Origin of the sequence: Streptomyces sp. NPDC005408 (assembly GCF_040606445.1) — a bacterium.
Lineage (GTDB): Bacteria > Actinomycetota > Actinomycetes > Streptomycetales > Streptomycetaceae > Streptomyces.
Genome location: NZ_JBEXEX010000040.1, coordinates 1 through 20,358, shown reverse-complemented (window position 1 = coordinate 20,358; position 20,358 = coordinate 1). Strand labels below are relative to the sequence as shown.

Here is a 20,358-nt window from a genome sequence, read left to right as displayed (position 1 = left end):
GAGTGTCATGGGTCAGTCCACAACCACCAGAGGGGGGTCACGTGACCGCCGTGCCCACGCATCTCACCCGCAGACTGCTGCAGCTCTACATCGGTCTGACCCTGTACGGAGTGAGCTCGGCGCTCCTTGTGCGCGGCGGGCTCGGGCTCGAACCCTGGGGGGTGCTGCATCAGGGCCTGGCCGAGCGGACGGGGCTGACGATCGGCGTCGTTTCCATCATTGTCGGCGCGGCCGTGCTGCTGCTGTGGATTCCGATCAGGCAGCGGCCGGGGCTCGGCACGGTCTCCAATGTCTTCGCCATCGGCATCGCGATGGACGGCACGCTCGCCCTGGTGCCGGACGTGCACGGGCTCGCGGTGCAGATTCCGGTGCTGATCGGCGGCATCGTTCTCAACGGCGTGGCGACGGGGCTGTACATCGCGGCCCGCTTCGGCCCCGGTCCGCGTGATGGTCTGATGACGGGTCTGCACCGGGTCACGGGCCGTTCGATCCGGCTGGTCCGTACGGCGATCGAGGTGGCCGTAGTGGCGACCGGCTTCGTCCTCGGCGGCACGGTGGGCGTGGGCACGGTCGCCTACGCCCTGGCGATCGGGCCACTGGCGCAGCTGTTCCTGCGCATCTTCGCCATCTCCGATCAGGGCAGTGGCAGCACGGTCGTCGCCGCGAGGACACCCGAGCAGGCGATACTGCGGGAGTGACCCGCGTACTCCACCCCTATCTGGACCACCCCTCCACGCTCGCCTTCGCCCATCGCGGCGGCGCGGCGGACGGGATCGAGAACACCGCGGCCGCCTTCCGGCGGGCCGCCGGTCTTGGTTACCGCTACTTCGAGACCGATGTGCACACGACCGCGGACGGCAAGCTGGTCGCCTTCCACGACACGACGCTGGACCGGGTGACGGACGCCGGCGGCAGGATCGCGGAGCTGCCCTGGAGCGAGGTGCAGAAGGCCAGGGTGGGCGGCAAGGAGCCGCTGGCGCTCTTCGAGGAGCTGCTCGAGGAGTTCCCGGACGCCCGCTGGAATGTGGACATCAAGGCGGAGCCCGCACTCGTTCCGCTGGTCGATCTGATCCGCCGGGCGGGCGTCTGGGAGCGGGTGTGCGTCGGCTCGTTCTCGGAGGGCCGGGTGGCGCGGGCGACGCGGCTGGCAGGGCCGCGCCTGGCCACCTCGTACGGCGTGCGGGGCGTACTGGGCCTGCGGCTGCGCTCGTACGGAATTCCCGCTGCCCTGCGCATGGGCGCGGTGTGTGCCCAGGTCCCCGAGTCGCAGAGCGGCATCCGTGTGGTGGACCGGCGCTTTGTGCGGGCGGCGCACGAGCGCGGTCTGCAGGTGCATGTCTGGACCGTGAACGACGCGGACCGGATGGCAGCGCTCCTGGATCTCGGCGTGGATGGCATCATGACCGATCATCTGGAGACGTTGCGCACGGTACTGACCGACCGGGGAGTCTGGGTCTGAACCCCGCGCGTCTGCACAACGGGACGAGCGAGGGGGCGCGGCGTGACGACCGACACCGCGGGCCGGACGACCGGGACGACTGAGCGCAGACGCGAGCAACGCGGCTGGTATTTCTACGACTTCGCATGCTCCGTCTATTCGACGAGTGTGCTGACCGTCTTCCTCGGGCCGTATCTGACAGCGGTGGCGAAGGCCGCCGCGGACGCCGACGGCTTTGTGCACCCGCTGGGCATCCCGGTGCGCGCGGGCTCGGTCTTCGCGTACTCGGTCTCGGTCTCGATGGTGCTCGCCGTGCTGCTGATGCCGCTGGCAGGCGCGGCGGCAGACCGTACCGGGCGCAAGAAGCCACTGCTGGCGGTGGCGGCCTATGTGGGGGCGGCCGCGACGACGGCCATGTTCTTCCTGGACGGCGAGCGCTATCTGCTGGGCGCGTTCCTGCTGATCGTCGCCAACGCCTCCCTGTCCGTGTCGATGGTCCTCTACAACGCGTATCTGCCGCAGATCGCGGAGCCCGAGGAACGCGACGCGGTCTCGTCCCGGGGCTGGGCCTTCGGCTATACGTCCGGGGCGCTGGTGCTGGTGCTGAATCTGGTCCTGTACTCGGGCCACGATTCATTCGGTCTCTCGGAGTCGGCGGCAGTTCGCATCTGTCTGGCGTCGGCGGGCCTGTGGTGGGGCGCCTTCACACTCGTGCCGCTGCGGCGCCTGCGGGACCGGCAGGTGACGCCGAGCGGCGAGGGCGCGGTCGGCTCCGGCTGGCGGCAGCTGCTGGCCACACTGCGCGACATGCGCAGGCATCCGCTGACGCTGTCGTTCCTGCTGGCGTATCTGATCTACAACGACGGGGTCCAGACGGTGATCTCGCAGGCGTCGATCTACGGCTCCGAGGAGCTGGGCCTCGATCAGACGACGCTGATCACTGCGGTGCTGCTGGTGCAGGTGCTCGCGGTGGCGGGCGCGCTGGGCATGGGGCGGCTCGCCCGGACCCACGGGGCCAAGCGGACGATTCTCGCGTCGCTCGCCGTCTGGACGGTGATTCTGGCGGCGGGGTACCTCCTGCCGGCCGGGGCGCCGGTCTGGTTCTTCGCTCTGGCGGGGGCGATCGGTCTGGTGCTGGGCGGCAGTCAGGCGCTGTCGAGGTCGCTGTTCTCACATCTGGTGCCGCGCGGCAAGGAGGCGGAGTACTTCTCGGCGTACGAGATGAGCGACCGCGGGCTGAGCTGGCTGGGACCGCTGGTGTTCGGGCTCGCGTACCAGCTGACCGGCAGTTATCGGGACGCGATCATCTCTCTGGTGGTCTTCTTCGCGCTCGGTTCCGTGCTGCTCGCGCGGGTCCCGATCAGGCAGGCGGTGGCCGCTGCGGGCAACCCCGTGCCGGAGCGGATTTAGACGTTGAAGTGAAAGGCCGGTAGTGTACGCCTTTGGCTTGCCAGGCGGACCGTTACTGCGTGCTGAAGAAGTGAAATCACTGGGTGACACTTTCTGCCAGATGTGACAAACCGGGCACTGGTGGGTACAACAAGGGGCGGCACGACGGGCGACGCATGACCCGGAACGGGAATCTTTACCGCCGACCGGACGTTGACCGGATGACGACGACAGCGACACCTGTCCTGTGGGCGACAAGCCCGGGAGGCACGATTCATGAGTGAGCGAGCTCTCCGCGGTACGCGACTCGTGGTGACCAGCTACGAGACGGACCGCGGCATCGATCTGGCCCCGCGCCAGGCGGTGGAGTACGCATGCGAGAAGGGCCATCGTTTCGAGATGCCCTTCTCGGTTGAGGCGGAAATTCCGCCGGAGTGGGAGTGCAAGGTCTGCGGGACCCAGGCACTCCTCGTAGACGGGGATGGCCCCGAGGAGAAGAAGGGCAAGCCGGCGCGGACGCACTGGGACATGCTCATGGAGCGGCGCACCCGCGAGGAGCTGGAGGAGGTGCTGGCCGAGAGGCTGGCCGTCCTTCGTTCCGGCGCCATGAACATCGCCGTGCACCCGCGGGACAGCCGGAAGTCCGCCTGACCGCGTAATACAACACAACAGCCGCGGGCCGTCTCACACTGGTGTGAGACGGCCCGCGGCTTTGTGCTGTCGCGGCGCTGTGCTCTCGCGGCTTTGTGATGTCGCGGCTCCGGGGTCTCAGGGCGCCAGCGGGGGCCGCGGGCCCTCGTCCTCGTAACCACGCGACGACTGCGTCGCGTCCGGCCGGATGACCTCCCCCTGCACGACCTTCCCGTCCGGCCGGTGCATTCTGGCCTGCTGAAAGGCGTCGCCCAGGCTGCCGGGCGATGCGGCGCGCATACGGCGCTCCAGGGACCGCTCCGCGTACCGGCCGAGCGCGGTGCGGACCGGCGGCACGAGGAGCAGCAGGCCAGCCACGTCGGAGATCAGACCCGGCAGCATCAGGAGCAGTCCGCCGAGCATCAGGAAGCCATTGCCCGTGCTGCCGGCACCTGTGCCGTTGCCCGTGTTCGCCGCGGGGCTCTGACCCGACTGTTGCTGTTGCAGGGTCTCTGTGAGGTTGCGGAAAGCTCGCCGCCCGGCCCGCTTGATGACGACACCGCCGAGAACGGCGCCGACGACGAGCAGAACCAGCACGGTCAGCCCGCTCGTGGCCGATGCGACGAGGGTCAGCAGCCAGACCTCCAGGACCACCCAGGCGGCGACGCCGAGGGGGACAAAGGTGCGGGCGCGTGAGCGCTTGGGGGCTGTCGGGTTCGGTGCGCCGGTCGTCATGCTCCCAGTGTGCCTGGACGCCCGCCGTAGCGGCGTAAGCGGCCGATCAGTAAGGAGCCGGTCAGGGGGACTGCTTGCGGCCGAGGAGACGATTCGCCCGGTCGCCGACTCCCCAGGCGGTGACCCGCCACAGCGCCTCGACGACGATGTCCCGGCTCATCTTGGAGTCGCCCAGTTCGCGCTCGACGAAGGTGATCGGGACCTCGACGACGTGATAGCCGGCGGCGACGGCCCGGCGGGCGAGGTCGACCTGGAAGCAGTAGCCCTGAGAGGCCACATCGGCAAGACCGAGGCCCTGGAGGGTTTCGGCACGGAAGGCGCGGAAGCCGCCGGTGACATCGCGGATGGGGACGCCGAGCAGGAGGCGGGAGTAGGTGCTGCCGCCGCGGGAGAGGAACTGGCGGGACTTGGGCCAGTTCACCACGCGGCCGCCCGGGACCCAGCGCGAGCCGAGTACCAGATCGGCGCCCTTGAGCGCGGTGAGCAGCCGGGGAAGTTCTTCGGGCTGGTGGGAGCCGTCGGCGTCCATCTCGACGAGTACGCCGTAGCCGTGTTCGATGCCCCAGGCGAAGCCCGCGAGATAGGCGGCGCCGAGGCCTTCCTTGCCCTTGCGGTGCAGGACGTGCACCTTGTCGTCCTGGGCCACGAGTTCGTCGGCGACCTTGCCGGTTCCGTCGGGGCTGTTGTCGTCGGCGACGAGGATGTCCGCATCGGGCACGGCTGCGCGCACCCGGGAGACGATCGGCTTGATGTTCTCGACCTCGTTGTAGGTCGGAATGATCACCAAGGCTCTGCCGAGCGGGCCGTACCGCCGCTGACCGCCGTCGTTCACTGCTGCCCCTTAAAGTCCGTGCACAGAGCCCCACCATAGCGAGCGCCCGGCGCGTGGCTGCGGCGGCACGGACCTGGGGTGTCGCAGGTGCCGCGACGAGCGCGCGAAGGGGCGCGGACATCGGCCGATCGGGCCGCGCGGAAATCTGCCTGAGGGACGTGCAGAGGACCGGACGGGCGTGCAGAGGAGCTGCGGATCAGGGCCCGGCGTCCTTCGGGCCGACCTGGGACCCGCTGGCTGCGGGTCGACCGAGAGCCGTTGTCTACTGAACGCCGGGCCCCACCCGGGTCACACCTGCCGTCCGGCTGAAACCTTCCCTCGCCCCCGAGGCGCGGGCGCTGAACCTGGCTCCCAGTGGCAGTGCGCCGGTGCGACACGCTGCCCCATGACCCAGCGGCGTTCGACGACTGCGTGGAAGTTGCCGGTCGGACGTCCCGTGGTGGACTCGGCCGAACCTACCCGCCGGTGGGCGCTCCATGTCAACAGTCGTCTGATCTGCGCGCTTTGCCCAAATCAGCAGGTCAGCACCGAAGATCCGCAGGTCGTGGCCGAGCACCGGAAACATCGATCGGCGGTACGAAATGTCCGTACGTCACTCGTTCGGCCGCTCAAAGACGGTTTGTCCGAAGACCACGGTCCGCAGGCAGACCGGGAGTTCCGCGCCGGGGGTGAGATCGGGCAGGCCCGGGGTGCCGGAGCGGGGGTCGGTGGACCAGCGGGCGACCCGGTCGTCGGGGGCCTGGACGACAAGTTCCTCGGTGCGCCACAGGGCGTAGTCCGCGGGGGCGCCCGGGACCAGAACACCCGCGTCGTCGCGGCCGACGGCCCGCCAGCCGCCGCGCGTGTGGGCAGTGAACGCGGCGCGCACGGAGACCCGGTGCTCGGGCGTGCGGTGGAAGGCGGCCGCCCGGACGGTGCCCCAGGGATCCAGCGGCGTCACCGGACTGTCGGAGCCGAAGGCGAGCGGGACCCCGGCGCGCAGGAGTGCCGCGTACGGATTGAGCGTGCGGGCCCGGTCCGCGCCGAGGCGCTGGGCGTACATGCCGTCCTCGCCGCCCCAGGCCGCGTCGAAGGCGGGCTGCACGGAGGCGGTGAGGCCGAAGTCGGCGAAGGCGGCGATGGTTTCGGGCGTGAGCATCTCGGCGTGCTCGACACGGTGGCGAGCGGCTCGGACGCGGCCGAGGCCGAGTGTGCCGGCGGCGGCCCGGACACCTTCGGCGACCGCGGTCAGCGCGGCGTCGCCGATGGCGTGGAAACCGGCCTGCAGCCCGGCCTCGGTGCAGGCGGTGACATGGGCGGCCACGCCGGCGGCGTCGAGGTGGGCGGTGCCGGTGTGCCCGGCATCGGCGTACGGGGCGTGCAGGCAGGCGGTGTGCGAGCCGAGGGAGCCGTCGACGAAGAGGTCCCCGGCCGCGCCGATCGCGCCGAGTTCGCGGATGCGCCGGGCGTCCTTCGCATTCGCGACCCGTTCGGCCCAGTAGCCGACGACCCTCGGGCCCGCTTCCGCCTCGGCCAGGGCCAGCAGGGACGTGAAGTCGTCCTCGTCGGAGATGTCGGGACCGGCGCACTCATGGACGGTTCCGATGCCGAGCGACGCGGCCCGGGCGAGTGCGGCGCGCTGGGCCGCGGTGCGCTGCTCCGGGGTGATCGCACCATGGGCCGCCGCACGCACGGCGTGGTGGGCGGCGGCGGTGAGCGGTGCGTCCGGGTGGTAGCCGGTGAGGCCCGTGACACCGGGGACCAGGTCGAGCAGTGCGGTGGTGACGACGGCCGAGTGGACGTCGATCCGCGGCAGATACAGGGGGCGCCCGCCGGCCGCCTCGTCCAGTTCGGCGCGGGACGGCGGTCGCTGCTCGGGCCAGCGCGCGGCGTCCCAGCCATGACCGAGGAGCACCTTGTCGGCGGGGTGTGCGGCGCTGTGCTCCCGTACGAGCCGGAGCGCGTCGGCCAGGATGCGCGCCCCGGACAGGTCGAGCCCGGTGAGGGCCAGGCCGGTCGCCGTGGTGTGCACATGTGCGTCGGTGAACGCCGGGGTGACCAGCGCCCCTTCGAGGTCGATCACTTCGTCGACGCCGGTGGCGAAGGCGTCGGCGGCACCCTCGGAGCCCACCCAGGCGATATGCCCTCGTTCGACGACCATCGCGGTGGCGAAGGGGTCGGCGGGACTGTGGACTTCTCCACCGCGCAGCAGCACGGTGCGGTGTTCGCTCTGGGGGGCGGCGCTCTCGGTCATGGGACCAGCCTAGATACGCGGCGGGCGTGCCTCGTACGGGGTGGAGAGCACGACGGTCGTACGCGTGGAGACCCCGGACAGCGAGCGGATGCGGGTGAGCAGATGCTCCAGCTCCAGCGGGGTCGGCACACGCACCTTGAGGATGTAGTTCTCGTCGCCCGCGACGCTGTGGCAGGCCTCGATCTCGGGCACGTCGGCGAGACGTTCCGCGATGTCGTCGGGCGCGCTCGGGTCGAACGGCTTGACCGAGATGAACGCGGTGAGCGGCAGCCCGACCGCCTCGGGGTCGACGACGGCGGCATAGCCTCGGATGACACCACGCTGCTCAAGGCGACGGACGCGCTGATGCACCGCCGATGTGGACAGGCCGGTGGCCTTGCCCAGGTCGGTATAGCTCATCCGCCCGTCCTTGACGAGCAATTCCACGATCTGTCTGTCGAGCTCCTCCATGCGGATCAACCTATTGCCCCAGGCGGCTTCCGGCACAGTCGGCGGAAGCACCCGGAGGCACCTGCGGCGGGCATGTGACGAATGCCACAGGCTCGCGGCCCGGTCCCTCGTGACCGCGCGGTTACCTCCCGGGCCGGTGGGGAATTGCTTGCTGTGGTCGAGGCCGCAAGTGCCTGGTCGGCCCACCCGAGGGGGAGATTCTCCATGCAGAGTGTCAAGAACACCGGACGTACCGAACCGGAGCCTGTTGATTCGGCCGAACCGGCCGAGATCGACGAGCTCGACGCGTACGACACCTTTGAGATGTACCGGGTCATCTGCCCGGACTGCGCACAGCCCATCGCGCTGCTGGCGGACGAGGACGTCCTGCCGGAGCACGCGCTGTGCCCCACCCCGTGGAATCCCTTCGGGCTCACCGTGTGCGCCGGTACCGGCCGCGCCGCATCGCAGGCCCGCCCCGCGGACGAGACCCTCGATGTCCAGGAGCAGGACACCGCGCTCCTGTTGACACTCCCTCAGGGGCTCGACTGGCGGACGCAGCCCTTCTCTCACGTCGGCGGTCCGGGCTCGCGTCCCCTGCGCGTGCCGCAGATGCGGCGCCACGCCGCGTAGGTCCCGTACTAGGTCCAGTAGCTTCCCTGCACCATGGCGGCGAGACTGCCGTGGTGCAGGATCAGCCTGTCCGGGTCCTCCGGGAGCTGGGTCTCGCCGAAGTGGATCTGGCGGTAGGCCACGCGCAGCATGACGATCGCGTGCCGCAGCGCCGCGTAGAGCGTGTAGAACTCCATGTCGCGCGGCGTGTGGCCGGTGAGTTCGGCATAGCGCCGCTCGATGGCGTCCCGGCGCAGGAATTCGGGCAGTCCCGGCTGCCCGAAGCTCACCGTCAGGTCCTGGAAGAAGCGATGGAGATACACCGTCCAGCCGAGGTCGACCTCGCGCGGGCCGAGTGACGCCATCTCCCAGTCCAGCACGGCCGCGGGCTCGAATCCGTCGTAGATGATGTTGCCGATTCGGGCATCGCCCCAGTTCAGAACCGTCTCGCCCTCGCCCGCCGGCCAGTGGGCGTCCAGCCAGTCGAAGCCGGACTCTATGAGCGGGGAGCGCGGCAGTCCCTTCACCACCCAGGCGTAGTACGCCCGTTGGGCATCGACCTGGCGGCTCAGCGCACTGCCGTCCCCGGCTTCGACGGGGTGCTGGTCGTGCAGCCGGGCGAGCAGCGAGACCGTGGCCCGTTCGAGGTGGGCGCGCTCGGCGTCGCTCGCGGCGTGCAGCCAATTGCCCTCGTACGTATAGGGCATGACGTCGGGCGGTACCCGGCCGTCCACGCGCTCCATCACGAAGAACGGCGCGCCCAGAGCCCCGGCGTCCTCCTCCAGCCAGAGCACGCGCGGGACCGGGATGTCGGTGTGCTCGGCGACGTCCCGCATCGTGCGGTACTGCAGAGCCATGTCGTACACCGGGAAGATCGTGTACGCGGCGGGGTCGGCGGCGAGCCGCAACGCGCAGGCCCTGACCGGCGGTTCGGGGTGCTCGATGTCGAAGAGCAGCGTCTCGCTCGACATCCCGTTGGACTCGGGGACCCGTACGCCGCCGACCTTGGCGCCGGGCAGCCGGGCGTCCAGCCAGGCGGTGAGACGGCGGGCGAGCTCCTCGGGGTCGCGGGTGGTGGTGCGGGGGCGGGGTGCCGTTGCCATCTGCCGACTCCTCTCGGAAGGTCCTTGTCGGAGGTCAGGGGCCGACTCACCAGGTCAGGGGGCGACCGACGCGTACCCGGTGAAGCCGCTCGGGTCGTGCCGTCCGAAGCTGCCGTGCTCGAAGATCCCGTGCCCGGTCCGGCCGTCCAGGGTGAAGCGGGCGGAGTGGTCGGTGACGCCGTAGGCGGCCGCGGGGTGGGCGGTGGGATCGGTGAGGTCGTAGACGCGCCGGTCCGTCCAGCCGCGGCCCTGCCAGGTGCCGTGCTGCCAGTCAGTAGCGGGCGGATATCCGGCGCCGACGGCCAGCGGCGAGGAGGCGAGGATCTCGACGCCGAGTTCGACGGGCTTGCGGGTCTGGTCGGTGAGATGCACGACGGCGGTCCGCGGATCGCGGGTTCCGGGCCGGTAGGTGATGTCGGCGTGGGGCCAGCCGAGCTGGATGTCGCGCTCCCCGTCCCGTACGAGCAGGGCCTCGTTCAGGCTGCGGTGTCCGTCGGCGTCCTCCTGGACGATCACCATCAGGAAGCGGTCCTCGAAGCGGACGGGGACCCAGAGCCAGTGGAAGCCTTCGGGCCGCAGTTCTTCGGCGGCGCGGCCGCCTTCCTCGCCGGGGATGGGCCGCACGCCCCAGCTGCGGTCGCGGGTGCCGGTCCACTCCCCCGCCGTCACCTGTATCTCCTCGCCGGCGGCCCGGATCACACCGGCGCATTTGCCCGCCTGGACGAAGCGGCGGCCTTCGAGCATCAGCCGGTCGCCGCGGCGCTGGATGTGGTGCGGTTCCCAGACGGCCGGGAAGTCCGCGCTCCAGGTGATGTCGTACGAGAGCGAGCCCGGGTCGTCCGGGTCGGCGTCGCAGTGCAGGGTGAGGCGGCGCAGGGGCTCGTCGACGGTGATCCGCAGCGGTCCGACGGCAAGGTTCATCCGGTCGTCGGTCAGGGCGTCGGAGGCGCGTACGGCGTGCAGCCGGTCGCCGAGGCGCAGGGTGGCGTAGGCGTCGATGACGCCGGTGTTGGGGTAGACCCCGAGGCCCGCGATGAGCAGGGCGCGGCCTTCGTGGTCGAAGACCTGGAAGATGCACCGGTCGTACGCGTTGCGGTCGCCGGTGACAAGGTGCTTCATCGACAGGGGTGCCTGGTGGACGGGGTATTCGTCGAGGGCGATCGGGCGGTCGTCGGACACGGCTGACCTCCTGGGCGGCAAGGAAGTTGACGGTACGTCAGATGCCCTGCGGAGACCAGAGGCGGGCGCCCACGGGGTGCCTCGCGAACAGGGGGCCTATTTGCCCCGGTGGTAACCCGCCCGGGACCGGCGGCGTTGCCCAGGCATGACCCTGCTGTACTCGACGCCCGCCCACGGTCGGCGCCGGCTCGCGACACCCGCACCCGCACCCGAAGAATCGGTTCCGCACCCGGCCGATCCGCCGATCTACCGAGAGCTGCTCCAGCTCTGGGCGAGCGGAGGCAGAACCTTGCCGGGGCGCCGCGACCCTGAATGGAGCAGGCTCGCGGCGCCGCCGGCTTTCGGGTCAGCGCGGACCGGCCGCGGGATCGCCCGGGAAACCACCTACCGGACGGCGACGACAAACGCCCCCTGGCCCACGGCGCCCACGAAGCCGGGCGACTAGGTTCAGCGGGTCTCGGGACCGGCCAGGTGACGGGCGATGACCATGCGCTGGATCTGATTGGTGCCCTCGACGATCTGGAGCACCTTGGCCTCGCGCATATAGCGCTCGACCGGGAAGTCCAGCGTGTAGCCGTAGCCGCCGAGCACCTGGACCGCGTCGGTCGTCACGCTCATCGCCGTGTCCGTGCAGAACAGCTTGGCCATCGCGGCCTGCCGGGAGAAGGGCCGTCCCGCATCCCGGAGCCGTGCGGCGGCGAGATAGAGCGCGCGGCCCGCCTCGATCCGGGTGCCCATGTCGGCGAGCATGAAGCGCAGCCCCTGGAAGTCGGCGATGGGCCGGCCGAACTGCTGCCGCCCGGTCGCGTACGCGACGGCCTCGTCCAGGGCCGCCTGGGCGACCCCGATGGCGCAGGCCGCGATGCCGAGCCGGCCCGAGTCGAGGGCGGAGAGCGCGATCGCGAAGCCCTGGCCCTCGTCGCCGATCCGGCGGGAGTCGGGGACCCGTACACCGTCGAAGTGCAACTGGGCGGTGGGCGAGCCCTTCATGCCCATCTTCTTCTCGGGCGCGGCGGCGTTCAGGCCTGGCGTGTCCCCGGGGACGAGGAAGGCCGTGATGCCTCGGGCCCCCTCGCCGCCGGTGCGGGCCATGACCGTGTAGAAGTCGGCGATTCCGCCGTGCGTGATCCAGGACTTGGTGCCGGTGATCACCCAGCTGTCCCCGTCGCGCACCGCCTTGGCGCGCAGCGATGCGGCGTCCGATCCCGATGCGGGCTCGGACAGGCAGTACGCGCCGAGCAGGCCGCCGCCGAGCATGGCGGGCAGGTGCTCGGCCTGCTGCTCCTTGGTGCCGTAGCCGGCGAGGGCGTGGCAGGAGAGGGAGTGGACGCTGACGCCGAGGCCGACCGTGAGGCGGGCGCCGGCGAGCTCCTCGAGGACCTGGAGGTAGACCTCGTACGGCTGGTCTCCGCCGCCGTACTCGGAGTCGTACGGGAGGCCGAGCAGCCCGGACTGGGACAGGAGGGAGAAGACCTCGCGCGGGAAGTGCCCGGAGTCCTCCTCTTCGGCCGCCCTGGGGGCGATCTCCCGCTGGATGATGTCGCGTACCAGGGTGATCAGATCCCTGGACTCCTCGGTGGGCAGTTGACGTTCCACCGGCTGCGGGGCGCGGTCGGGCATTGCGGCGCTCTCCTCCCTGTCGGGCGCTGCGGCGTCGCGCGCAAAGGGTGTGGGCGCGCCGCCGGTCTTCCTGCCAGGCCGATGCTGCCCTTCCGGATCACGAAAGTGGCTGACGGCGGCTGTTGGCGCGTTGAGTATGCCCGATCAGCGGAGTTACGTCACGGGTTGGAATTCCCGACTCCGCTTCTCGTGGGCCCGGCCGAGATTGGTCCGAACCATTGACCGACTGGTCTAGTCCATCTACCGTTCCCCCCAGAACATGAACGCGTTCATGCCAAAGAAGTCCGACGGCCGCCTGCACATCCCCCACTCGATCTCCCTCCCCCACGAGGAGACCTGATGCCCGGACCACACCGTCCCCGCGCCCGCTTCAGGGCGCTCATAGCCGCAGCCTGTACCGCCGCTCTCGGCGCGACCCTGTTCACCGGCGCCCACTTCGCCTCCGCCGGCGAGTCCCCCGCCGCGAAAGCCGCTGCCGCTCCCAAGGCCGGGAGCAAGGTGGTCGGCTACTTCACCGAATGGGGTGTCTACGACCGCAACTACCACGTCAAGAACATCCAGACGTCCGGGTCCGCGAACAAGCTGACCCACATCAATTACGCCTTCGGCAACGTCACCGGCGGCAAGTGCGCGGTCGGCGACTCCTTCGCCGACTACGAGAAGACCTACACGGCCGCGCAGAGCGTCGACGGCGTCGCCGACACCTGGGACCAGCCGCTGCGGGGCAGCTTCAACCAGCTGCGCAAGCTGAAGAAGCTGCACCCGAACCTCAAGATCCTCTGGTCCTTCGGCGGCTGGACCTGGTCGGGCGGCTTCGGCCAGGCCGCGGCCAACCCCGCCGCCTTCGCCCAGTCCTGCTACAACCTGGTCGAGGACCCCCGCTGGAAGGACGTCTTCGACGGCATCGACATCGACTGGGAGTACCCCAACGCCTGCGGTCTGAGCTGTGACACCAGCGGCAAGGAGTCCTTCAAGAACCTGTTGTCCGCGCTGCGTTCGAAGTTCGGCAGCTCCAACCTGGTGACCGCGGCGATCACGGCGGACGCCTCGGCCGGAGGCAAGATCGAGAAGGCGAACTACGCGGGCGCGGCCCAGTACGTCGACTGGTACAACCCGATGACGTACGACTTCTTCGGCGCCTGGGCGGCCCAGGGTCCGACCGCCCCGCACTCGCCGCTCACGTCCTACACCGGCATTCCGCAGCAGGGCTTCAACACCGATGCGGCGATCAAGAAGCTCAAGGGCCTCGGCGTTCCCTCGTCGAAGCTGCTGCTCGGGATCGGCTTCTACGGACGCGGCTGGACGGGCGTGACCCAGAAGGCACCCGGCGGCACGGCGACCGGACCCGCGCCCGGCAAGTACGAACAGGGCATCGACGACTACAAGGAACTGAAGTCCAAGTGCCCGGCCAACGGAACCGTCGCCGGTACCGCGTACGCCCACTGCGGCAGTCAGTGGTGGAACTACGACACCCCCTCCACCATCGCCGGGAAGATGACCTACAAGAACCAGCAGGCCCTGGGGGGCACCTTCTTCTGGGAGCTCAGCGGTGACACCTCGAACGGGGAGCTGATCAAGGCCATCAACTAGCTCCTGTCCGGTCGATCAGGCCGGATCAGTGAGCGGGGTCTGGTGCGTGCAGATGCAAGGCGGAGGAAGGAGCCGACGCGGAGCGTCGGCGACTGACGACAACGCGGCAGATGTGCGTGCCAGGGCACGCGAGCCCGGCCTGATCGGCCGGACAGGACCCAGCGTGCTGATGAGCTGAGTCGAGGGCGGGCAGCCCGCACGGCGGCCCGCCCTCGCGTCATGCCTCGACGGCTGTGGGCACGCACTCCTGGTCGGTGAGCGCGGCGGGCAGGGGCTCCCTCGGCGGTTCCGGGCACTCCGGCTCGAACTCCGCGATCGTATGAAGCGTGCCGCGCAGCATCCGCATCAGCAGCGCGCACACCGTCTCCCGGGTGAGCTCCGGGTGGCCCAGCCAGTCCAGGGTGATTCCCTCTACGCTGCTGAGCCAGCCGAGCAGCGCGAGCCGGGCGAGCATGGGGATGTCGCGCCTGCCGTACGCGCCTTCGGCGATGGTGGCGATCAGCTCCTCGCGCACCGCGTCCCGTATCGACTGCACCTGGGTGTCGAAGCCGACGCCGCCGGTGACGATCGTGCGGAACGCCGCCTGGTGGTGCTGGGCGTAGCGGAGATAGCCGTCGACCGTGCGGTACACGCGCTCGGCGCGCGGCAGCTCGGTCTCGCCCGCCGCACGCGAGACGAGGTCGGCCACCGAGTCCTCGATGATGGCCAGGTAGTAGCCGCGTTTGCTCTTGAAGTAGTAGTAGATCAGGCCCTTGGCGACTCCGGCGTGTTTGGCGATGTCATCCATCGACAGCGCGTCATAGGAAGTGTCGGCGAACAACTTCCGCCCGGTTGCGATGAGTTCACCGCGGCGTACCTGCGATCGTTCGGTCGCGCCGCGCTGTTGACTATTATTCAAATTGAGCCCTAGTCTCCAACTGCCACAGGATCTCCGCAGTATGGCAGACCTGCGCACGCACTCCCCCTACGCACGTGGACGACGTACGGGAGGAAGAAGTGAGCACAGTCGACAGGCCACGCGTCGAGGGCAGAACCGCGTGGAAGAAGACCGCCGTCGTCGCGATTCCCGCGGTTCTCGCGGTCGGGGCGATGGCATCGGTGATGGCCGAGGGCGCGCTCGCCGCGTCGTTCGCCGTCTCGGGCACGAGTTTCCAGGTCTCCTCAGGCAAGCTGACGAGCCAGGGGCTGGCCTCATATGTACAGACCGACAGATCGGTGGACGGCAGGGGCCATCCGGTGGCCCTGCTGGGCATCGGCGACGCCACGCTCAGCGACATCTGCCAGGCGGCCGAAGTGGACACCCCGGTCGGCAAGGTCGTCTTCAAACTGACCGCGGGCGGCGACGCCGGTCAGGTCACCGCGAGCAATCTGGTGATCGACGGCGAGGACCTGGTGGGTGACGCCCGCTTCGGCACGGCGCAGATCGGCCGCGACGCCTCGACGCTGGACGCGGTCGGCGGAGTCAAGGGCGAGGCGGGGAAGTTCGGTCTCCAGGCCAGGGACATCGAGGTCGTCGGGGTGCGGTCGCACGCCTGGTCCGCGACCGGCGGGAACTTCCGGCTGAAGGGGATGAAGGTCGATGTGAGCATCGGTGGCAAGAAGTGCTTCTGAGGGCGGGGCACCCCCTGGGTCCTGTCCGGTCGATCAGGCCGGATCAGTGAGCGGCCCGCCGCGGAGCGGCTGATGTCACTGCGGTGCGTGCGATCGCAAGGCGGAGGACGGAGCCGACGCGGAGCGTCGGCGACTGACGACAACGCGGCGTGGGGGCACCTCCCGTGCCCGAAGGGCTACGGGGGAGTGCGCACCAGGGCACGCGAGCCCGGCAAGATCCGAACGACAGGCCCTAGATCAGTCCCAGCTGGGTGACGAGCATGGCGAGGACGACGACGAGGGTCCAGCCGCAGATGTGCTCGAGGATCCTGGAGCCGTCGTCGGGGCCGCCGGTGCGGGCGCGGGTCTCGGCAACGTCGGCGGTGGCAGCGGTCGAAGTCATGGTGCGTCTCGGTTCAGTCGTCCAGCAGATGCGTCCCCCGGTGACCGACCACAGTGCCAGCGGCAGCGGCCCGGGGGTAGAGACGTACGTCACTGCCCCCGGGGTCCGCTCGTGCTCTCAGTGGATGCCGAAGGCCGCCAGAGCCCGGCGCTGGGCGGCCGTCGGACGTGCGGGCCAGTACAGGTAGCAGACGCCGCCTGTGCCCGACACCACTTTGCCGCTCGCGTTGTAGCGCTTGGTGCGGAGCCAGATCTTCTCCCACTCGGCGCGCTTGTAGACACGGCGCACGGCGGCGTTGCTGGGCGAGGCCGGGTCGTTGGCGATCACGTCACCGTCGGCCGTGAAGCCGATCACGGTCATCAGATGGCCGGAGGTGCCGTAGCCCGCCCCGGTCAGCTCCTCCTTGAGGAAGGACTGTGACGTTATGGCCGGGATACCGGCGCGGATCAGCGATTCCAGGTCGGTGAGCGAGGACAGCCGGGTGACGACCGCGCTCATGTCCGGGTAGGTGGCCGCATAGGCGGCGTTGAAGGGCCAGTTTCCGCAGCCGTTGTACTGGTAGTCGAAGGTGGAGCGGGCCGCGTGGCAGACCTGCGGGTCGGCGAAGTCCGGGTTCACCCAGGCCAGGTCGTCGGAGCTGGGTCCGCGCCCCCAGTACTCGATGATCATCTGCGAGGAGGTGGGGCTGCACCAGGCCTCACCGCCGTTGTCGTACTCCGGGTACTGGCCGACATGCGTGTTCTGCGAGTAGGGCGGCACGGCCAGCTCGCGCGCGAGACCCGGCGCCGACGCGGGCACGGTGAAGCGGTCCGGGATGTCGGATGCCATCGCGCCGAGCCGCCATACGGTGGGCGTGAGGCCCGTGCCGGGCTTGCGGTAGAGGGTCAGCCGCAGCTGGTACGAGTTCAGCCGCAGCCCGCCCGCCGCATCGTCGACCGAGAAGGTGTCGGTCCAGATGGTGGCCTTGCCGTCGGTCTGGTCGTCGAGCGAGCTACGCCGGATGTCGCCGTCGCCCGCCGCCCAGCGGCCCATCACGAACCAGGGGGTCTGGGTGGCGTCGGAGTAGCGGCCGCGCAGCTCGACCTGGAGCCAGGTGCCAGCCGGGGTCCGTGCGTTCCAGGAGGCGATGACCTCGGTCGCGGGCACCGGGGAGACATGGACAGGCGAGGTCCAGGTGGCGTACTCCCAGGTGGCCGTCTTCCCGGTGTGCGGGTCGGTGTAGTAGGAGCGGCCCGCGGCGCTGCCGATGACCAGGCTCGGGCGCAGGCCCGCGACGGCCCGGGTGCCGGCCGCCGTGCCGCTTCGCCAGTCGGTGTACGAGGTCCAGAAGCGGTTGTCGACCGGCGGCAGCGGCTTGCCGTGTCCGGCGGGCTTCGAGGCCGGGGCGGCGGGCGCCGCGGCGGCGGACGAAGACAGCGCGCCCGCACCCGCCGCCGCGGCGATCGCGGCGCTCAGCACGGTTCTGCGCGAAGCAGGTCTGGCCATGGGACCCCCAAGTCAGGTGCGCGACAGTGGGGGCAACTATTACGGGTCGCAGTGGCCTTCTGCCAGCATCCGGAGCCGAGTCGCTCCACCAATATTGGTCTCGTCCACTGGAGGTCCCCCCACGCCCGCAGGGGGAGTGACCTGCGGTGGGCCGCGCCACCCTCGTAGGCTGGCCGGATGAGCGACCTCGATCGGCGGGCCCTTGCGCTGCGCGCGCTGCCGCCCTCCTGCGGACCGGTACGGCTGATCGCGGTCGACGGCCACGCGGGCTCGGGGAAGAGCACCTTCGCCGCCCGGCTCGCCGCGGCCCTCGGCGGCAGCGACGGCGTGCCCGTGCTGCATCTCGACGATCTGGCCAGCCATGAGGAGCTCTTCGGCTGGACGGACCGGATGATGGCCGAGGTGATCGAGCCGCTCTCGAACGGCAGAACCGCACACTTTCACCCGTACGACTGGAATCTGCGCCGCTTCGGGTCCCCGCGCCCGCTGGAAGCGGCTCCCGTCGTGCTGATCGAGGGAGTCGGGGCGGGGCGACGGATGTTGCGCCCGTATCTGGCGGGGCTGCTGTGGATGGAGAGGGACGCCGAAGAGTCCTGGCAGCGGGGCCGCCGACGCGACGGAATCGGCCTCTCCGCCTTCTGGGACGCCTGGACGATGGCGGAGACACGCCATTTCGCGACGGACCCTTCTCGTCCGTTCGCGGATGCCCTGATACGAGAGTGTCAGGAGGGATACGAGTGGCTCCCGGGACCTACTTCGACAGCACGACCGAACCAACGCATTACACAGGGTGACCGCTTTCCCCCGGCATACTGACCAGTCGGGAATCACCCTCAAGAGAGCTCCAACTCTTCTTGACCGAGGGGGCGCACAGGTCTTACGTTCTCAATGTGCGGCTTTCCGGAGCCGCCGCAGACGCGAAGCCCCCGGTTGTTCCCCCGTGATCGGGGGCTTCGTTCTGCCCTCTCCCCCACTTCACCGGCACGGCGCCCTCCCCTCCGCTTACCCAGGGTCACTGCCTCCGGTTCACTGGTGGCGCCCTTAGTCGCAACCCTTCTGCGCAGGTACGATGCACCTCGGTGGGGTCAATTCCCGTCCACGGCAAGGCGGTTCGGTCCGGGAACACAGGACAGGTGCACGTTTGTGGGGGACCTGATGGACATCGGCACGCAGGGCGCACCGGCCCCCGCCGACCTCGCCTGGGTGCGCGGCGTGGACGCCTACACCATGGGCGCGTATCCACAGGCGGAGGAGGAGTTCCGCACCGCCGTACAGCTCGATCCCGGGATGGCCGACGGCTGGCTCGGTCTTCATGCGCTGCGCGTCGACACCACGACCGCGCTGCTGCGCATGTACCGCGCACGCGAACGCTTCGGCGAGCAGCGCGCCCGCCACCGCCGCACACTCAACTCCTGGTACTGGCTGGGCTGGTGGGTCCAGCCCGTCCTCGAGAGCCCGCGCGATCTCTTACTCGCGCACGCCTCCCACTGGCTCGACGGCCGTCATGTGCCGGAGCTGGACCGGGCGCTCGCGGGGCTGCCACCGGTGGACGCCGACCCTCAAGTGCGGTTTCTGCATGCCTGCCGGGCCTATCTGGTCAAGGACTGGGAACAGCTCGTCCGCCACACCGAGCCGCTCGTCAACGACTCGATGCTGGGCATCGAGGCCGGGCTCTTCGGCGGTATGGCCCGGGTGCGCCTGGAGATGTACGGGCAGGCGGAGCCGCTGCTCTCCGCCGCGCTGATGCGCTGTCGCAGCGAGCAGCCGCAGCGCAAGGAGCTGCGGTACTGGCTGGCGCGGGCGCACGAGGGCACCGGCCGCAGCGCCGCCGCCCTGCCGCTGTACCGGGCGGTGCACCGGATCGATCCGGCCTTCATGGACACCTCGGCGCGCCTCGCCGCGATCGCGGAGTACGACGGCATCGACGGGTACGACGACTCGGCAGGCCTCGCGGCCGTCTCCATCGCCGGTGTCGGCCAGGACGTCGTGGACGCTCAGGCCGACGGGGACGGACCCCTCGCGGCAGAGACGCGGATCGGCCTCGATCCGCAGACCCAGCTCCCGGGCTCCGTGCCGAGCGTCCCGCCCGAGGGTGTACGGCGCAAAGCGGTGGTTCCCGTACAGCCGTCGGCCCCGGCCTTCCCGGCGGGCCCCACCGATCCGGTGCTGCTTGCCGAAGCGCTCGCGGAGCTGGAGCGGATGGTGGGCCTGGAGCCGGTGAAGCGGCAGGTCAAGGCCTTGTCCGCACAACTGAAGATGGCCAGGCTGAGAGCCGGCCAGGGCCTTCCGGTCCAGCCTCCGAAACGTCACTTTGTCTTCTCGGGCCCCTCCGGCACCGGCAAGACCACCGTCGCCCGAATCCTCGGCCGGGTCTTCTACGCCCTCGGGCTGCTCGGCGGCGACCATCTGGTGGAGGCCCAACGCTCCGATCTGGTGGGCGAGTTCCTTGGCCAGACGGCGGTGAAGGCCAATGAGCTCATCGATTCGGCACTCGGCGGTGTGCTGTTCGTGGACGAGGCGTACAGCCTGTCCAACTCCGGCTACTCCAAGGGCGACGCATACGGCGACGAGGCCCTTCAGGTCCTTCTCAAGCGCGCCGAGGACAACCGCGACCATCTGGTGGTGATCCTGGCCGGCTACCCCGAGGGCATGGACCGGCTCCTCGCCACCAACCCCGGGCTCTCCTCCCGCTTCACGACCCGCGTCGACTTCCCCTCGTACCGCCCTCTCGAACTCACCGCGATCGGCGAGGTACTGGCCGCCGAGAACGGTGATGTGTGGGACGACGAGGTCCGCGAGGAGCTGCGCTCCATCAGCGGCCATGTGGTCGACCAGGGCTGGATCGACGAGCTCGGCAACGGCCGCTTTCTGCGCACGCTGTACGAGAAGAGCTGCGCCTACCGTGATCTGCGGCTGTCCGGATACCCGGGCACGCCGACCCGCGAGGATCTCTCCACGCTGCGGCTGCCCGATCTGATGCAGGCGTACGGCGAGGTCCTGTCGGGCCGCGGTCCGGTGGACCCCACCACCTGCCCTACGGGCAGCACCAGTGCGGGGGTGCTCCAAGGGTCCGCACCGGGAGCGCCCGAT

The 20,358-nt window shown here is 70.0% G+C and carries 20 protein-coding genes; 10 read left to right on the top strand and 10 right to left on the bottom strand.

Annotation, left to right across the window (positions count from 1 at the left end):
• Positions 1–41 precede the first annotated feature (41 nt).
• The 4 genes from ABZS64_RS28880 to ABZS64_RS28865 all read left to right on the top strand — a co-directional run bounded on the left by ABZS64_RS28880 (position 42) and on the right by ABZS64_RS28865 (position 3,478).
• The gene (locus ABZS64_RS28880; protein ID WP_355835810.1) at positions 42–698 is read left to right on the top strand and encodes a hypothetical protein; all 657 of its coding nucleotides are present in this window, start codon (positions 42–44) and stop codon (positions 696–698) included.
• On the top strand, positions 695–1,459 hold the full coding sequence (locus ABZS64_RS28875) for a glycerophosphodiester phosphodiesterase (RefSeq protein ID WP_355835807.1): 765 nt from the start codon (positions 695–697) through the stop codon (positions 1,457–1,459). The genes ABZS64_RS28880 and ABZS64_RS28875 overlap by 4 nt, the downstream gene beginning before the upstream one ends.
• Before the next feature lie 42 nt (positions 1,460–1,501).
• The gene (locus ABZS64_RS28870) at positions 1,502–2,848 is read left to right on the top strand and encodes an MFS transporter (RefSeq protein WP_355835804.1); all 1,347 of its coding nucleotides are present in this window, start codon (positions 1,502–1,504) and stop codon (positions 2,846–2,848) included.
• Between the two features lie 255 nt (positions 2,849–3,103).
• Positions 3,104–3,478 carry an RNA polymerase-binding protein RbpA gene (locus ABZS64_RS28865; protein ID WP_142215978.1) on the top strand — a complete coding sequence of 125 codons (375 nt, stop codon included), beginning with the start codon at positions 3,104–3,106 and terminating at the stop codon, positions 3,476–3,478.
• Between the two features lie 117 nt (positions 3,479–3,595).
• On the opposite strand, the gene fxsA is transcribed toward ABZS64_RS28865, so the two are convergent.
• From fxsA to ABZS64_RS28845, 4 genes are all read right to left on the bottom strand, one after another.
• Positions 3,596–4,192 carry an FxsA family membrane protein gene (gene fxsA / locus ABZS64_RS28860; protein WP_355835801.1) on the bottom strand — a complete coding sequence of 199 codons (597 nt, stop codon included), beginning with the start codon at positions 4,190–4,192 and terminating at the stop codon, positions 3,596–3,598.
• A 61-nt stretch (positions 4,193–4,253) separates the two neighbouring features.
• The gene (locus ABZS64_RS28855) at positions 4,254–5,024 is read right to left on the bottom strand and encodes a polyprenol monophosphomannose synthase (RefSeq protein ID WP_355835798.1); all 771 of its coding nucleotides are present in this window, start codon (positions 5,022–5,024) and stop codon (positions 4,254–4,256) included.
• A gap of 592 nt (positions 5,025–5,616) precedes the next feature.
• On the bottom strand, positions 5,617–7,257 hold the full coding sequence (locus ABZS64_RS28850) for an amidohydrolase (RefSeq protein ID WP_355835795.1): 1,641 nt from the start codon (positions 7,255–7,257) through the stop codon (positions 5,617–5,619).
• 9 nt (positions 7,258–7,266) lie between these two features.
• A complete protein-coding gene (locus ABZS64_RS28845; protein ID WP_142215982.1) occupies positions 7,267–7,707 on the bottom strand; it encodes an Lrp/AsnC family transcriptional regulator in 441 nt (146 codons plus the stop codon).
• A 204-nt stretch (positions 7,708–7,911) separates the two neighbouring features.
• On the opposite strand from ABZS64_RS28845, the gene ABZS64_RS28840 reads away from it, so the two are divergent.
• On the top strand, positions 7,912–8,319 hold the full coding sequence (locus ABZS64_RS28840; protein WP_355835791.1) for a hypothetical protein: 408 nt from the start codon (positions 7,912–7,914) through the stop codon (positions 8,317–8,319).
• Between the two features lie 8 nt (positions 8,320–8,327).
• On the opposite strand, the gene ABZS64_RS28835 is transcribed toward ABZS64_RS28840, so the two are convergent.
• Complete coding sequence (locus ABZS64_RS28835) at positions 8,328–9,401, bottom strand: phosphotransferase family protein (protein ID WP_355835788.1); 1,074 nt, start codon at positions 9,399–9,401, stop codon at positions 8,328–8,330.
• A 54-nt stretch (positions 9,402–9,455) separates the two neighbouring features.
• Positions 9,456–10,580 (bottom strand): hypothetical protein, encoded by a 1,125-nt coding sequence (locus ABZS64_RS28830; RefSeq protein WP_355835786.1) that lies wholly within the window; start codon positions 10,578–10,580, stop codon positions 9,456–9,458.
• Positions 10,581–10,725: 145 nt separating this feature from the next.
• Between ABZS64_RS28830 and ABZS64_RS28825 the strand changes: the two genes are divergently transcribed.
• Positions 10,726–11,025, top strand: coding sequence for a hypothetical protein (locus ABZS64_RS28825; RefSeq protein ID WP_355835783.1), 300 nt, complete (start codon positions 10,726–10,728; stop codon positions 11,023–11,025).
• 2 nt (positions 11,026–11,027) lie between these two features.
• Here the strand turns inward: ABZS64_RS28825 and ABZS64_RS28820 are convergent, their stop codons facing one another.
• Positions 11,028–12,200 (bottom strand): acyl-CoA dehydrogenase family protein, encoded by a 1,173-nt coding sequence (locus tag ABZS64_RS28820; RefSeq protein WP_355835780.1) that lies wholly within the window; start codon positions 12,198–12,200, stop codon positions 11,028–11,030.
• A gap of 339 nt (positions 12,201–12,539) precedes the next feature.
• Here ABZS64_RS28820 and ABZS64_RS28815 point away from each other — a divergent pair, with 339 nt between their 5' ends.
• On the top strand, positions 12,540–13,790 hold the full coding sequence (locus ABZS64_RS28815) for a glycoside hydrolase family 18 protein (RefSeq protein ID WP_355835778.1): 1,251 nt from the start codon (positions 12,540–12,542) through the stop codon (positions 13,788–13,790).
• 217 nt (positions 13,791–14,007) lie between these two features.
• On the opposite strand, the gene ABZS64_RS28810 is transcribed toward ABZS64_RS28815, so the two are convergent.
• Positions 14,008–14,688 carry a TetR/AcrR family transcriptional regulator gene (locus ABZS64_RS28810; protein ID WP_355835775.1) on the bottom strand — a complete coding sequence of 227 codons (681 nt, stop codon included), beginning with the start codon at positions 14,686–14,688 and terminating at the stop codon, positions 14,008–14,010.
• Positions 14,689–14,879: 191 nt separating this feature from the next.
• Here ABZS64_RS28810 and ABZS64_RS28805 point away from each other — a divergent pair, with 191 nt between their 5' ends.
• The gene (locus tag ABZS64_RS28805; RefSeq protein ID WP_355835907.1) at positions 14,880–15,401 is read left to right on the top strand and encodes a DUF6230 family protein; all 522 of its coding nucleotides are present in this window, start codon (positions 14,880–14,882) and stop codon (positions 15,399–15,401) included.
• Between the two features lie 232 nt (positions 15,402–15,633).
• Here ABZS64_RS28805 and ABZS64_RS28800 read toward each other — a convergent pair whose 3' ends face one another.
• Both ABZS64_RS28800 and ABZS64_RS28795 read right to left on the bottom strand, forming a co-directional pair.
• Entirely contained in the window at positions 15,634–15,783 is a 150-nt protein-coding gene (locus ABZS64_RS28800) for an SCO1431 family membrane protein (RefSeq protein WP_355835772.1), read from the bottom strand.
• A gap of 117 nt (positions 15,784–15,900) precedes the next feature.
• On the bottom strand, positions 15,901–17,268 hold the full coding sequence (locus ABZS64_RS28795) for a peptidase C39 family protein (protein WP_355835769.1): 1,368 nt from the start codon (positions 17,266–17,268) through the stop codon (positions 15,901–15,903).
• 177 nt (positions 17,269–17,445) lie between these two features.
• Between ABZS64_RS28795 and ABZS64_RS28790 the strand changes: the two genes are divergently transcribed.
• Together ABZS64_RS28790 and ABZS64_RS28785 are read left to right on the top strand one after the other, a co-directional pair.
• The gene (locus ABZS64_RS28790) at positions 17,446–18,084 is read left to right on the top strand and encodes a hypothetical protein (protein WP_355835766.1); all 639 of its coding nucleotides are present in this window, start codon (positions 17,446–17,448) and stop codon (positions 18,082–18,084) included.
• Between the two features lie 339 nt (positions 18,085–18,423).
• A partial coding sequence (locus ABZS64_RS28785; RefSeq protein ID WP_355835904.1) for an AAA family ATPase occupies positions 18,424–20,358 on the top strand: 1,935 nt, incomplete at its 3' end.

Coding starts and splice junctions, on each gene's coding strand:
- ABZS64_RS28805 (WP_355835907.1), top strand. CDS start 14,880: ATGGCATCGGTGATGGCCGAGGGCGCGCTCGCCGCGTCGTTCGCCGTC.
- ABZS64_RS28795 (WP_355835769.1), bottom strand. CDS start 17,268: ATGGCCAGACCTGCTTCGCGCAGAACCGTGCTGAGCGCCGCGATCGCC.
- ABZS64_RS28815 (WP_355835778.1), top strand. CDS start 12,540: ATGCCCGGACCACACCGTCCCCGCGCCCGCTTCAGGGCGCTCATAGCC.
- ABZS64_RS28845 (WP_142215982.1), bottom strand. CDS start 7,707: ATGGAGGAGCTCGACAGACAGATCGTGGAATTGCTCGTCAAGGACGGG.
- ABZS64_RS28840 (WP_355835791.1), top strand. CDS start 7,912: ATGCAGAGTGTCAAGAACACCGGACGTACCGAACCGGAGCCTGTTGAT.
- ABZS64_RS28790 (WP_355835766.1), top strand. CDS start 17,446: ATGAGCGACCTCGATCGGCGGGCCCTTGCGCTGCGCGCGCTGCCGCCC.
- ABZS64_RS28850 (WP_355835795.1), bottom strand. CDS start 7,257: ATGACCGAGAGCGCCGCCCCCCAGAGCGAACACCGCACCGTGCTGCTG.
- ABZS64_RS28865 (WP_142215978.1), top strand. CDS start 3,104: ATGAGTGAGCGAGCTCTCCGCGGTACGCGACTCGTGGTGACCAGCTAC.
- ABZS64_RS28825 (WP_355835783.1), top strand. CDS start 10,726: ATGACCCTGCTGTACTCGACGCCCGCCCACGGTCGGCGCCGGCTCGCG.
- ABZS64_RS28835 (WP_355835788.1), bottom strand. CDS start 9,401: ATGGCAACGGCACCCCGCCCCCGCACCACCACCCGCGACCCCGAGGAG.
- ABZS64_RS28800 (WP_355835772.1), bottom strand. CDS start 15,783: ATGACTTCGACCGCTGCCACCGCCGACGTTGCCGAGACCCGCGCCCGC.
- fxsA (WP_355835801.1), bottom strand. CDS start 4,192: ATGACGACCGGCGCACCGAACCCGACAGCCCCCAAGCGCTCACGCGCC.
- ABZS64_RS28820 (WP_355835780.1), bottom strand. CDS start 12,200: ATGCCCGACCGCGCCCCGCAGCCGGTGGAACGTCAACTGCCCACCGAG.